The following is a 13,101-nucleotide window of genomic DNA, read 5'->3' as shown; positions in this document are numbered from 1 at the left end:
CGGACGACGACGGGGGGCGTTATGGAGCTGCGGGACACCGACCGGGCGCTGGTGCAGGCGGCGACCGCCGTCGCCAAGCTGCGTTGCCGCAGCGAGAACCACACGGTCGCGGCCGCGGCCCGTGCCGCCGACGGACGGGTCTTCACCGGGGTGAACGTCTACCACTTCACGGGCGGACCGTGCGCGGAGGTGGTCGCGATCGGCGCCGCCGCGACCCAGGGCGTCACCGGGCTGGAGACCATCGTCGCGGTGGGGGACCGGGGGCGTGGGGTGATCCCGCCGTGCGGGCGATGCCGGCAGGTGCTCCTGGACTACTTCCCGTCGATCCGGGTGATCGTCGGCCCGGCGGACGGGCTGCGTGTCGTGTCGATCGGCGACCTGCTTCCGGAGACGTACGTCTGGGCTGACCATCAGATCGACCCGGTGCCCGCGCCGCGGCCCGGCGACTGACCCGACCCGGGAAGGGACGGTCGGCCGCGCGCTCAGTCGCCGGCCGCCGCCTCGAGCATCGAACGCGGCACCGGCACGCCCTCGAACCGGATGATGCCCTCCGGGACCATCCAGCGCATCACCCTTACCTCCAGCAGCCCGGCACGCACGGCGGGATCGTTGTGGAAGAGCTCGCGTGCCATGTCCGGGTGCACGGAGAGCACGACGAAGCCGCGGAGCCGTTCGTCGTCCGCGTCCACGAAGGGTCCGGCCGCGAGGACGAGGTCCTGCTCCACCAGCCCCGACTGGTGGGCCAGATGCGCGGCGTGCAACCGGTCGAACGCCTCGGGCGGCAGTTGCGGGGCGTCGGAGGGTTGCGCCAGCAGGACGACCGTGTGCTGGTCGTATCGCATTTCCCCACCCTAGGGGCGTGCGTTCCCGCTGGTACCGGGTTCGCGACGTACGCGCAGGTCAACGAGGTTCGATAAAGGGCCACCGTTAGGTGCGCCTAACCTCAGTCGGCTAAGGTAAGGCGAACCTAAGCGCGTAACCGCAGGAGTTTCGTGACCACCCTTCTCAGCCGGCCGGTCGAGGCCGGCCACCGCACCGGCGCCCGCAGCGGGCGCCGGATCGCGGTCACCGTCGCGGCCGCGCTCGTGCTGCTGCTCACCGTGCTGGCCAGCTTCGCGCTCGGCAGCCGGCAGCTCCCCGTCGACCAGGTGTGGCACGCCCTCGTGTCGCCGGACGGCGGCGAGGCGAGCACCATCGTCCGCGAGCTGCGCCTACCGCGGACCGCCCTCGGTCTCGTCGTCGGCGTGGCGCTCGCCGTCGCCGGCGTGCTCCTCCAGGCCCTCACCCGCAACCCGCTGGCCGAGCCACGGATCCTCGGCATCAGCGCCGGCGCGTCGTTCGGCGTGGTGCTGGCCATCTCCGTCTTCGGCGTGAGCACGCTCGCCGGTTACGTCTGGTTCGGCATCGGAGGCGCGTTCCTCGCCGGGCTGCTGGTCTTCGCCGTGGCCGCCCGCACCCGCGAGGGCGCCAGCCCGGTCACCCTCGCGTTGGTCGGAGCCGCCCTCGATGCCAGCCTCGGCTCCGTGGTGTACGCGCTGCTCAGCACCGACGTGCACACCTTCGAGTCGTACCGGTTCTGGGTGGTCGGTGGGCTCACCGGGCGGGACCTGTCCGTCGCCGTGCAGGTGCTGCCGTTCCTGCTCGCCGGGCTCGTGCTGGCCGCGCTGGTCGCCCGCGGCCTGGACGCGCTGGCCCTCGGCGACGACGTGGCGCGCGGCCTCGGCAACCGCATCGGCCTCGTCCGTCTCGGCGGGGGCGTCGCCGCCGTCCTGCTCACCGGTGCCGCCGTCGCCGCCGCCGGGCCGATCGCGTTCGTCGGCCTGGCCGTGCCGCACCTGGCCCGCGCCCTGGTCGGCGCCGACCACCGCTGGACCCTCGCCGTGTCCGCGCTGCTCGGGCCGGCCCTGCTGCTCGGTGCCGACATCGTGGGCCGGCTCGTCGACCCACCCAGCGAGGTGCCGGCCGGCATCATCACCGCGTTGATCGGCGCGCCGCTGCTCGCCATCCTGGTCCGCCGCGCGAAGGTGGTGACCGCGTGACCGCCCCCAGCCGTGATCGGACCGTCGCCGCGACGGCCGGCGAACCCGTCGTGACCCCGTCCGTCGCCGCTCGCCTGCCCGGCCGCTCGCTGCTGCGGCTCGGCCCGCTCAGCCTGCAGATCCGCCGCCGTTCGGTGCTGGTCGCCGCCGTCCTCGTGGTGCTGCTCGCCGTGGCCTTCGTGCTGAGCCTCTCCCTCGGCACCCCGTACGTCGCCCCGGCCGACGTGCTGCATGCGCTCTCCGGCGCCGGCACCCCGTACGACCTGGTCGTCCTCGACCTGCGGCTGCCCCGGGTGGTGCTCGCCGCGGTGGCCGGCGCCGCGTTCGGGGTGGCCGGAACGCTGATCCAGAGCGTGGCGCGCAACCCGCTCGCCAGCCCGGACGTCATCGGCATCACCCAGGGCGCCGGCCTCGCCGCGACCGTCGCGTTGACCAGTGGTGCGGCGGCGGTGGTGGTCGCGCCGGCGGCGCTGGCCGGTGGCCTGGTCGCCGCCGTCGTGGTGCTCGCCCTCGGCGCGCGGCACGGGCTGGCCGCGCAGCGGTTCGTGCTGGCCGGTGTGGCGGTCGCGTTCGCCCTGCGGGCGCTCACCGAGATCGTCATGATCACCGCCGAGGCCATCGACGGGCAGCGTGCCCAGATCTGGCTGGTCGGCACCCTGGCCGGCAAGGGCTGGGCCGAGGCCGCCTGGATCGGCGGCGCCCTGCTCGTGCTGCTGCCGGTGTTGGCCTGGGCCGGCTGGGCGTTGAACAGCAGCGCCCTCGACGACGACACCGCCCGGGGCATCGGATTGCGCCCCGTGGCCCGCCGGATCGGGCTCGCCGGCGCCGGTGTGCTCGTCGCCGCGATGGTCACCGCCCAGGTCGGCGCGGTCGACTTCGTGGCGCTGGTGGCGCCGCAGGTGGCCCGCCGGCTCGTCCGCTCCGAACGTCCACCGCTGGTCTGCGCCGCGCTGCTCGGCGCGCTGCTGCTGGTGCTGGCCGATCTCGCCGGGCGGCGACTCTTCGCCCCGACGCAACTGCCGGCCGGCGTGCTGACCGCCGCCATCGGTGGCCCGTACCTGATGTACCTGCTGCTCCGCGGCCGCAAGAGGTCGTCGTGACCGACCGACCGACCCCATCCCTATTCGTCGACCACCCTTCGGGAGGCGTGATGCTCTCCACCCGCGACCTGGTCGCCGGCTACGACGAGCGGACCGTGCTGGACGGGCTGGACCTGGAACTGCCCGCCGACGCGTTCACCGTGATCGTCGGGCCGAACGCCTGCGGCAAGTCCACCCTGCTGCGGACGTTGGCCCGGCTGATCGCCCCGCGCAGCGGCAGCGTGCTGCTGGACGGCAAGGCCATCCAGGACCTGCCCACCCGGGAGGTCGCCCGGCGGCTCGCCGTCCTGCCGCAGAGTCCGCTGGTGCCCGAGGGGGTCACCGTCGCCGACCTGGTCGGTCGCGGGCGGCAGCCGTACCAGCGCTGGTGGCGGCAGTGGTCGGAGGAGGACAGCGCCGCGGTGGACCGCGCGATGGTCCTCGCCGACGTGGCCGGCCTCGCCGACCGGCCGGTGGACACGCTCTCCGGCGGCCAGCGTCAGCGGGTGTGGATCGCCATGACCCTCGCCCAGGACACCGAGGCGCTGCTGCTGGACGAACCGACCACCTTCCTCGACCTGGCCCACCAGGTGGAGGTGCTGGACCTGCTGCACCGGTTGCGCGTCGAGCGGGGCCGCACCGTGGTCGCCGTGCTGCACGACCTCAACCAGGCCGCCCGGTACGCCGATCACCTGGTCGCGATGCGAGCCGGCGCCGTGGTGGCCGCCGGGCCGCCACGGGAGATCCTCGACGCGGACCTGGTCCGCGAGGTGTTCGGGCTCGACTGCGTGGTCGTGCCCTGCCCGGTGACCGGGGCCCCGCTGGTGGTGCCCGCGCTCACCAGCCCCACCCTGGCCCCCGCGACGGTCCCACCGTCCGGTGCCACCCTGTCCGGTGCCGGTTCGTCCGGTGCCGGTTCGTCCGGTGCCGGTTCGTCCGGCGCCGTCCCGTCGCCCCTCGATGCCACCGCACCCACCGGATCCACCGGTGTCACCCCAGCCGGCAGCGAAAACGCTCTCGCCGGTTCATATCCTTCGGAAGGACACTGATGCGTCGTCGTCTCGTCGCCGCCCTCGCCACGGCCGTCGCCCTCGGCGTCGGACTCACCGCGTGCAGTGAGAGCGACCCGGTCGCCGGCACCACCGCCGGCGGGGAGACCCGGGAGATCACCCACGCCATGGGCACCACCAAGGTGCCGGCTCACCCGCAGCGCGTCGTCGTGCTCGACAGCGACAAGATCGACACGATGCTCTCGCTCGGGATGACCCCGGTCGGGGCCACCAACACCGGTGAGGCCAAGGGCTGGCCGACCTACTTCGGCGCGGACAAGCTCGCCAGCATCAAGGACGTCGGGCAGATCAGCGAGCCCGACATCGAGGCGATCAACGCGCTGAAGCCGGACCTGATCCTGGGCAGCAAGTTCCGCCAGGAGAAGTTCTACGACGAGCTTTCCGCCGTCGCGCCGACCGTCTTCACGGAGAAGGTCGGCATCACCTGGAAGGAGAACTTCCTCCTCGACGGCAAGGCGCTCGGCAAGGAGCAGGAGGCCAAGGACCTGCTCGGCCAGTACGAGACGCGGGCGAAGGAGTTCGGCGCCAAGCTGGGCGACGCCGCCAAGCAGAAGATCTCCATCGTCCGCTTCCGCCCCGGCAGCATCCGCGTCTACGGTCCGGATTCCTTCTCCGGCATCGTGCTCGGTGACGCCGGGCTGGCCCGCCCCGAGCGGCAGCTGCTCGCGAACAAGGACGACAAGCGCTTCGACGAGGTCAGCCCCGAGCGCATCAGCGAGGTCGACGGCGACGTCATCTTCGTGACCGCGTTCGGCGAGAAGGCCGCCGCCGAGCAGGCCCAGGTCACCGGCGGCAGCCTCTGGAAGAACCTGTCGGCGGTCAAGGCCAACAAGGTCTACGTGGTGCCCGACGAGGTCTGGATGACCGGCATCGGCGTCGGCGCCGCCAACAAGATCCTCGACGACCTGCAGAAATACCTCACCGCCTGACCCTGCCCGGCGTCCCCGCGTCCCCGCGTCCCCGCCGCCCCCCGCCTCCGCGCGCCCCACCGGTGCGCTGCGTCGGTGGTGCGCTGCAAGATCGCGCTGCATCCAGGAAGTAGTGGCCTCCCTGCGATTGGGAGGCCACTACTTCCTTGTGCCAGCGCGATCTTGGCATGGTGGCGCGGTTGCTCGGCATGGTGGCGCGGTTGCTCGGCAGGGTGGCGGGGCTACCTGGTGATCAGGCACGGCCACGGAGGCCACGGGAACGGAGCGCAGCCCGCACCTCCGCCACGAACCCGGCGAAGTCGTCCCGGAGTCGTCGGGCGGTCAGGTGCAGGACGATCCAATCGTTGCCGAGGAGGCGGTTCAACCGTCGCCGGTCCCGGTGGAACTGCTCGGGGTCGTCGTGCCAGAGCCCGTCGTACTCGACCGCGACCTTGAACTCCGGCCAGGCGAGGTCCAGCCGGGCGATGAACCGCCCCGACTCGGCCACGATGTACTGGGTCTGCGGGCGGGGGAGACCGGCCAGCACCAGCCGGACGCGTGCGCGTGACTCCTGCGGCGACTCCGCCCCGGCGTCGGCCAGGTCGGCGACGCGGAGCAGCGACCGCCAGCCCCGACGTCCGGCTCGGGCCAGTGCGAACTCCCGGAGCGCCGCCACGTCGGTGAGCCGGCGGGCCAGTAGACCGTCGATGACGACGACCGCTTCCACTACGTCGAGCCAGCGGGCGACGTCCCAGCAGGTCCGGACTGGCGAGGTCACGAGGATCCCGGCATGGTCGACCACGTCCGCCGGCACAAGTTCGCCGTGGTGCACGCGCAGCCCCGCGATGGGACCGCGCCGTGGGCTCGCGCGGGTGCTCTCCGGCCGCCCGGACGGCCGTCGGGACTGTCGCCCACCGGAGGTGCCCGCGGCCGAACCGACCGGCACGAGCGCATCGATCGGCTGGTCCGGCGGCACCGTCCCCACCCCGTAGAGGGCCGCCGCGGACCGGCCGGCGATCGCCGTGCCAGGTGGGGTCAGCCAACGCCTGACCGCGAGGCACCTGGTCCGATGCGTGATGGTGAGTTGTGCGTCGGCGTAGACGTCACGGAAGAGCGGTCGCCACGCCGAGCTGCGCAGGTCGTTGCGGGTCAGCAGGCCGCGGGAGATGGCGGCGGAGCCGCGGAAGATCCGACCGCGTAGCTGGGGCGGGCGGCGGGGAGACTTCGGCATGCGTACAGGCTGGCGGACGACGAGGTCGCGGTGCTGACCCTGTGGACAACCCTGCGGCCGCCACCGGATTCGGTCGTGACCCTGCAAAACACCCGTGGCGCGGGAAGATCGCTGCAACATGGAAGTAGTGGCCTCCGAGATGGGGGAGACCACTACTTCCACGATCGAGCGTGATCTTGCGGATGCCCGGCACGCCCAGGGCGCCCGCCGCGAGGTCGCGAAGGCGCGCTTCGGGCGATGGAGTGTCCGCCGGTGGACAGGGTGGGTCAGGCGGCGGTGGTCCAGAGGGCGCGGAAGGCGGCGGCCTCGCCGGCGAGCCAGCGCTCGATCTGGTCGGCCTTGGCGCTGTCGGGCATCCGGTGCGCCTGGCCGCGTCGGACGTCGACCAGGACCGGCTCGGCGTGCGGGAGCACCGCATCCATGTGGCGGGCCATCAGGTGCAGCGTGGCCAGCACCGCCTCCTCGCTCGGCGGGGCCTCGTCGAAGTGCAGACGGACCGCCTCGACGCGCCCGTCGGAGTGCCGTACGCCGAAGTGGGGGTTGATCTTGACAGGCAGGTCGCCGAGCATGGCGAGGGCGGCGCGGGTCTGGGCCAGATCGATCGAGCCGGGCTCGCCCAGGGAGTGCAGCCAGGCGGTCGCGCCCGGCACCAGCGCCTGGTAGAGCGGGCGCCAGCGGGGCTTTACCTGGTCGACCACCTGATCGAGGTGCGTGCCGCCGGTGTGGAAGGCGATGTCGGCCTTGAGCGCCTTGACGAACTGGCCGTGCGGGTTGAAGCCGTGCCGGCTCGCCCGCTGCTTGCGCAGCCCCCCGACGAAGGTGGCCTTCGTCGGGCCGGTGCGATCGACGTAGCGGGTGAAGCCGAGCAGCGTGGCGTACGGGGTGAGGGGGGTGGAGGTGGGCGCGGTCACGGGCGTCCTCCCAGCTCAGCAGCCGTGATTAGTACATACATTCTAATCGACGGGGCTGACATCGCCCAGTGCGTGAGGGGCCAGGTTCTCGTCCCGGCGAAGCGGTGCCCTGGGCTGGTCGGCGTTGGTCCGGGAGAGGCCGCGTAGGCGGGCGGCGGTCAGGGTGCCCGTCGCCGGAAAGCGTCGTTGGCCATGTGCTGTCACGGGCCGCGCCGCCGTGCCGCCGGGGGAGCGGCGCGGCGCCCCACGCCTCCCACCTCGCCCGGTGGGATCGCTTGCGCCGTGCGGGAGGCCCGCTCTCCGTCCACTTCGGTGGCACACTGTCCGGATCGGACCTGTCACCCAGGATCACGAGCCAGAGGAGTGTCAGTTGAAGTTGTCCTCCACCCGCCACTCAAGACGGGCCGGCGTCTCCCCGCAGAACGCCCGATGGCCGAGAAGGGCAGGCGCGTTCAGCCTGGCCGCCGTCCTGTCGACCACTCTGGCGACGGCCGCCACCGCCGCCCCCGGCTCCGAACAACCGGCCCCGGAGGCGGCGACCGGGTTGGCGATCGCACGAGTCCAGGTCGGCGGCACCGCCGAACGGCAGAAGCTGATGGACCTCGGCCTGGACGTCATCGACCTCACCAGCACCCACGCCGAGGTGCTGCTGCACGGGGAGACCGACCGCGCGCGGCTCGCGTCGGGGAACTGGCCGGTGGCGCTCTCCGACGTATCGGCCCAGCTCACCACCATGACGGCCGCCCGCGCGGCCGAAGACCGGCGGGAGGATGCCCGGCGGACGGACCCGACGCTCGCCTCCAGTCTGCCGACCGGTCGAGTCTCGTACCGCACGCTGGAAGAGACCGAGAGCGAGATGCGGGAGCTCGAGCGCCGCTACCCGGACAAGGTCAAGGTGTTCGAGCTTTCCCGGAGGTCCCTGCTGGGGCATCCGATCCTGGGCATGGAGATCACCAGCGACGTCGACACCTACTCCGGAAAGCCGGCCTTCCTGACCAGCGGCCTGCACCACGCCCGCGAGTGGCCCACGCTCGAATTCACCATGGAGTTCGCGTGGGACGTCCTGGAGAACTACGGCACGGACCGGCAGATCCGCAACCTCGTCGACTCCACTCGACTGATCATCGTGCCGGCGGTGAATCCGGACGGCTACCAGATGTCCCGAGAACGCATCCACGAGATGAAGCGGAAGAACTGCCGGGTCGCGGCCGGTGCGGTGCCGACCTGGGAGCAGTGCGCGTCCCCGGATGCCGCTCCGCTCGGAGTGGACCTGAACCGCAACTACGGGGCGTTCTGGGGCGGCCCAGGGTCCAGTGCGTCTCCCACCGCCGAGAACCACCACGGTGCGGCGCCGTACTCCGAGCCGGAGATCGCAGCCATGACCGACCTGCTGAACAGTCACCAGGTCGTGGTCGCCGTGAACAACCACACGCCAGACGCCCGGCTGCTTCGTGCCCCGTCGTCACCGCTGGAGCCCGTACCGGCGGAGGTGGCGCTCTACGACGGCCTGGCACAGCAACTCGGTACGGCCCTCGGTGACTGGCCGACGGGTCCCTGGCCGGAGGTCTACTACGTCGCGAGCGGCGTCGCCGAGCAGCAGGGCCTGTACGCCAACGGCACCCTCGGTTTCACTCCGGAGCTGACCCCGGGGCACAGCGGCCTCGAACGGTTCCACCCGCAGTACCAGTACGTCGTGGACCAGTACTGGGGTGTCGGAGCGTACCCGGGATCGAGTATCCGCGAGGCGCTCCTCATCGCCTGGTCCGCTGCGGCCGATCGGCGTACGCACTCCGTCCTCACCGGGTCGGCTCCCCGCGGCATCGAGCTCACCATCAGCAAGGACGTCTCCGTGAACTCCTCGCCGGTCACCCGGGACGGCGAGACCGTGGCGTTGCCGTCCGACCTGCGGATCGAGAGCACGATCCGGGTGCCGGACAGCGGCCGGTTCGAGTGGCACGTCCTGCCGTCGCTGCGGCAGAGCCAGGACAGCTCCGTGCTGCTGCCGGAGAGTTGGGTGGTGTCCTGCCGGAACCCGGCGGGCAAGATCCACCGCGCGGTCACGGTCACGATCGGCCGCGGCGAGACGAAGGCGGTCGACCTGAGCAGGTGCCCGGCCGGTCCCAAGAAGCCGATCGGCGCCGGACGCTGACCCGCAGGCGCGTCGCCCGGCGGCCGGTCGGCGGGCGACGCGCCCAAGCGGTTCGTGGAGCCGCGACCGGCAGGCGGGCCAACTCCGGCGGGCCGGGGACGGTGCGAGGCCGTGTCGTCCGTACCGGCGCGTTCAGGGTCGCGCCGGTCGCCCCGGCGGCGACCAGGGAGCCGCCGTGTGGCCTTACGGGTGGCCCCACGGTCGTGCCTTGTGCCGACGGTGACCGGGATCAGCCGTGCCGGCAGCGCGGCGTCTCCCACGGTCGTGCCTTGCGCCCGGCGGTGACCGGGATCAGTCGTGCCGGCGGCGCGGGCGTCTCCCACGGTCGCGCCGGGCGTCGGGGCTACCGGATCAGAGTTGCCCGACCGAGGTGATCCGGACGACCGCCTCGCCTGCCTCGTCCGACGCGGCCAGGTCGACCTCGGCGCTGACGCCCCAGTCGTGGTCGCCGTCCGGGTCGTCCAGGATCTGCCGGACCGTCCACCGCTCCCGGCCCTGTTCGATCATGAGCAGCGCCGGGCCGCGGGCGTCCGGCCCGGTGCCGATGGCGTCGTACCTGTCGAAGTACGGCTCCAGCGCGTCCGCCCAGGCGTCGGCGTTCCAGCCGGTACCCGCGTCGAGTTCGCCGAGCAGGTCCCAGCGGCGCAGGGCGGCCAGCTCGACCCGGCGGAACAGCGCGTTGCGCACCAGCACCCGGAATGCCCGGGCGTTCCGGGTGACCGCCGCGGGGCGGTCGTCGAGCGAGGCCGCGACCTCCTCGACGTCGGACGGGTTGCGCAGCCGCTCCCACTCGTCGATGAGGCTGGAGTCCACCTGCCGGACGAGTTCGCCGAGCCACTCGATGAGGTCGATCAGCTCCTCGGTCTTGGCGTCCTCGGGCACGGTCTGCCGCAGCGTCTTGTACGCGTCGGCGAGGTAGCGCAGGACGAGCCCCTCGGAGCGGGACAGTCCGTAGAACTGGACGTACTCGGCGAAGGTCATGGCCCGCTCGTACATGTCCCGTACCACGGACTTGGGGGAGAGCTGGTGGTCGGCCACCCACGGGTGCCCCTGCCGGTACATCTCGTACGCCGAGTCCAGCAGCTCCGCGAGGGGCTTGGGCCAGGTGACCTCGTCGAGCAGTTCGAGGCGCGCCTCGTACTCGATGCCCTCGGCCTTCATCGCGGCGACCGCCTCACCGCGGGCCTTGAACTGCTGGGCGGAGAGCACCTGCCGCGGGTCGTCGAGGATCGACTCGATCACCGAGAGCACGTCGAGGGCGTACGACGGGGACTCCCGGTCCAGCAGCTCCACGGTGGCGAGCGCCAGCGGGGAGAGCGGCTGGTTGAGCGCGAAGTCGAGTTGGAGGTCGACGGTGAGGCGTACCCGCCGGCCGGTCTCGTCCGGCTCGGCCAGCTCCTCCACCACCCCGCCGGCCCGCAAGGCGCGGTAGATCGCGATCGCCCGGCGGATGTGCCGGCGCTGGGCGGCCCGGTCCTCGTGGTTGTCGGTGAGCAGGTGCCGCATGGCGGCGAACGCGTCACCGGGCCGGCCGATGACGTTGAGCAGCATCGAATGGCTGACCTGGAAGCTGGAGGTGAGCGGCTCCGGCTCGGCCTCGACGAGCCGCTGGAACGTCGCCTCACCCCAGCCGACCGAACCCTCCGGCGGCTTCTTCTTGACCACCTTGCGCCGCTTCTTCGGGTCGTCACCCGCCTTGGCCAGGGCCTTCTCGTTCTCGATCACGTGCTCCGGCGCCTGCACCACCACCCGGCCGATGGTGTCGAACCCGGCCCGGCCGGCGCGCCCGGCGATCTGATGGAACTCCCGGGCCTTGAGCAGCCGGGTACGCGTCCCGTCGTACTTGGACAGGCCGGTGAAGAGCACGGTCCGGATCGGCACGTTGATGCCGACGCCGAGGGTGTCCGTGCCGCAGATGACCTTGAGCAGCCCGGCCTGGGCGAGGGTCTCGACCAGCCGGCGGTACTTGGGCAGCATGCCCGCGTGGTGCACGCCGATGCCGTGCCGCACCAGCCGGGACAGGGTCTTGCCGAAGCCGGAGGTGAACCGGAAGTTCCCGATGGCCTGGGCGATCATGTCCTTCTCGGCGCGGGTGGAGACGTTGACGCTCATCAGCGCCTGGGCCCGCTCCAGGGCGGCGGCCTGGGTGAAGTGCACGACGTACACCGGCGCCTGCTTCGTCTCCAGCAGCTCCTCCAGCGTCTCGTGCAGCGGCGTCATCGCGTACGAGAAGAGCAGCGGGACGGGTCGCTCGGCCGAGCGGACGACGGCGGTCGGCCGCCCGGTGCGCCGGGTCAGGTCGTCGACGAAACGGGTGGTGTCGCCGAGGGTGGCCGACATCAGGATGAACTGGGCCTGGGGCAGCTCGATGAGCGGCACCTGCCAGGCCCAGCCGCGGTCCGGCTCGGCGTAGAAGTGGAACTCGTCCATGACCACCTGGCCGACGTCGGCCCGGGCGCCCTCGCGCAGCGCGAGGTTGGCCAGGATCTCGGCCGTGCAGCAGATGATCGGCGCGTCGGCGTTGACGCTGGCGTCGCCGGTGAGCATCCCGACGTTCTCGGCGCCGAAGACCTCGCACAGGGCGAAGAACTTCTCCGAGACCAGCGCCTTGATCGGGGCGGTGTAGAAGGTCGTCCGGTCGTCGGCGAGGGCCGCGAAGTGCGCCGCGATCGCGACCAGGCTCTTGCCGGAGCCGGTCGGCGTGTTCATGATCACGTTAGCTCCGGAGACGATCTCGATGACCGCCTCTTCCTGGTGCGGGTAGAGATCGAGGCCGCGCTCCTTCGCCCAGCCGGCGAACGCGTCGTAGAGGGTGTCGGGGTCGGCGGTCGCGGGCAGCGCGGCGGTGAGCGTCATAACCCGTCAATGGTGCCTGGATCATGGGGCTTCGCGCCAACCGGGGTGACGGATCGTAGGAAAGCGACCCTAGCTACGGGCCGCTCCTCAGCGGCGGCGGTAGATCTATGGGGCCGCTCCTCGGCGGCGGCGGTAGATCAGGTCGGCGATCGGGCGGCCGGCCAGCAGGGCGCGCCGTTCGAACTTGGTCACCGGCCGGTGCGCGGGGCGCGGGGCGAAGCCGGTGTGCGGATTGACCAGTTCCGGGTCGGCGTCGAGGGTCTCCCGCATCGCCTCGGCGTACTCGGTCCAGTCGGTGGCGCAGTGCAGCACGCCGCCCGGCGTCAGCCGGCTGCGCAGCAGGGCCACGTGTGTCGGCTGGATCAGCCGGCGCTTGTGATGCCGGGCCTTCGGCCACGGGTCGGGGAAGAAGACGTGCACCGCGTCGAGCGAGCCGGGCGGCAGCCGGCGTACCAACTCCAGGGCGTCGCCCTTCGCCACCCGGACGTTGCGCAGGCCATGCCGTTCCACCAGGTCGAGGAGGTTGGCGATGCCAGGGGTGTGCACCTCGACCGCCAGATAGTCCCGATCCGGATCGGCGCCGGCCATCGCCGCGGTGGTGTCGCCCATGCCCGATCCGATCTCCAGCACGGTCGGCGCCGTCCGACCGAAGAGGCCGGTCAGCTCGATCGGGGCACCCGGCCCGTCCGGCACGTCGAAGCCGTACGCGTCGAAGAGTCGGTCCAACGCATCGGTCTGCCGCCCGGTCATCCGGCCCCGCCGTGGATGGAAGGTGCGGATCGTCCGGACGGGTGGCCGCGGCGCGGCGCGCGTGGGGTCAGGGTCGATGGAGGTCACAGCCGTCCGAGCGTACGCGAC

The 13,101-nt window shown here is 72.2% G+C and carries 10 protein-coding genes and 1 pseudogene; 6 read left to right on the top strand and 5 right to left on the bottom strand.

Translation table 11 applies throughout. From position 1 onward, the window contains the following. Nucleotides 1–21: 21 nt before the first annotated feature. Entirely contained in the window at nucleotides 22–450 is a 429-nt protein-coding gene (locus AB0F98_RS00350) for a cytidine deaminase (protein ID WP_357726300.1), read from the top strand. Nucleotides 451–482: 32 nt separating this feature from the next. On the opposite strand, the gene AB0F98_RS00345 is transcribed toward AB0F98_RS00350, so the two are convergent. After that, a complete protein-coding gene (locus tag AB0F98_RS00345) occupies nucleotides 483–842 on the bottom strand; it encodes a YciI family protein (RefSeq protein WP_357726297.1) in 360 nt (119 codons plus the stop codon). Nucleotides 843–992: 150 nt separating this feature from the next. Between AB0F98_RS00345 and AB0F98_RS00340 the strand changes: the two genes are divergently transcribed. The 4 genes and pseudogenes from AB0F98_RS00340 to AB0F98_RS00325 all read left to right on the top strand — a co-directional run bounded on the left by AB0F98_RS00340 (nucleotide 993) and on the right by AB0F98_RS00325 (nucleotide 5,117). After that, nucleotides 993–2,039, top strand: coding sequence for an iron ABC transporter permease (locus AB0F98_RS00340; protein WP_357726295.1), 1,047 nt, complete (start codon nucleotides 993–995; stop codon nucleotides 2,037–2,039). Continuing rightward, nucleotides 2,036–3,139 (top strand): iron ABC transporter permease, encoded by a 1,104-nt coding sequence (locus AB0F98_RS00335; protein ID WP_357726292.1) that lies wholly within the window; start codon nucleotides 2,036–2,038, stop codon nucleotides 3,137–3,139. The genes AB0F98_RS00340 and AB0F98_RS00335 overlap by 4 nt, the downstream gene beginning before the upstream one ends. A gap of 50 nt (nucleotides 3,140–3,189) precedes the next feature. Then, nucleotides 3,190–3,954: pseudogene (locus AB0F98_RS00330) on the top strand (ABC transporter ATP-binding protein); the annotation flags it as partial. 212 nt (nucleotides 3,955–4,166) lie between these two features. Next, nucleotides 4,167–5,117, top strand: coding sequence for an iron-siderophore ABC transporter substrate-binding protein (locus AB0F98_RS00325; protein WP_357726289.1), 951 nt, complete (start codon nucleotides 4,167–4,169; stop codon nucleotides 5,115–5,117). Nucleotides 5,118–5,349: 232 nt separating this feature from the next. Here the strand turns inward: AB0F98_RS00325 and AB0F98_RS00320 are convergent, their stop codons facing one another. Together AB0F98_RS00320 and AB0F98_RS00315 are read right to left on the bottom strand one after the other, a co-directional pair. After that, nucleotides 5,350–6,327: a hypothetical protein gene (locus tag AB0F98_RS00320; protein WP_357726286.1), complete on the bottom strand. Its 978-nt coding sequence runs from the start codon at nucleotides 6,325–6,327 to the stop codon at nucleotides 5,350–5,352. A gap of 266 nt (nucleotides 6,328–6,593) precedes the next feature. Next, entirely contained in the window at nucleotides 6,594–7,238 is a 645-nt protein-coding gene (locus AB0F98_RS00315; RefSeq protein ID WP_357726283.1) for a hypothetical protein, read from the bottom strand. 370 nt (nucleotides 7,239–7,608) lie between these two features. On the opposite strand from AB0F98_RS00315, the gene AB0F98_RS00310 reads away from it, so the two are divergent. Next, entirely contained in the window at nucleotides 7,609–9,387 is a 1,779-nt protein-coding gene (locus AB0F98_RS00310; RefSeq protein WP_357726280.1) for a M14 family zinc carboxypeptidase, read from the top strand. A 351-nt stretch (nucleotides 9,388–9,738) separates the two neighbouring features. Here the strand turns inward: AB0F98_RS00310 and AB0F98_RS00305 are convergent, their stop codons facing one another. Both AB0F98_RS00305 and trmB read right to left on the bottom strand, forming a co-directional pair. Continuing rightward, nucleotides 9,739–12,243: a DUF3516 domain-containing protein gene (locus AB0F98_RS00305; protein ID WP_357726277.1), complete on the bottom strand. Its 2,505-nt coding sequence runs from the start codon at nucleotides 12,241–12,243 to the stop codon at nucleotides 9,739–9,741. Between the two features lie 105 nt (nucleotides 12,244–12,348). Beyond that, nucleotides 12,349–12,993, bottom strand: coding sequence for a tRNA (guanosine(46)-N7)-methyltransferase TrmB (gene trmB, locus AB0F98_RS00300; RefSeq protein ID WP_357726274.1), 645 nt, complete (start codon nucleotides 12,991–12,993; stop codon nucleotides 12,349–12,351). Between the last annotated feature and the right edge of the window lie 108 nt (nucleotides 12,994–13,101).

Source organism: Micromonospora sp. NPDC023737, from assembly GCF_040639715.1.
In the GTDB taxonomy this organism is placed as follows: domain Bacteria; phylum Actinomycetota; class Actinomycetes; order Mycobacteriales; family Micromonosporaceae; genus Micromonospora.
Note: the sequence above shows the minus strand (reverse complement) of the source record. Positions and strands in the feature narration are given on the sequence as shown.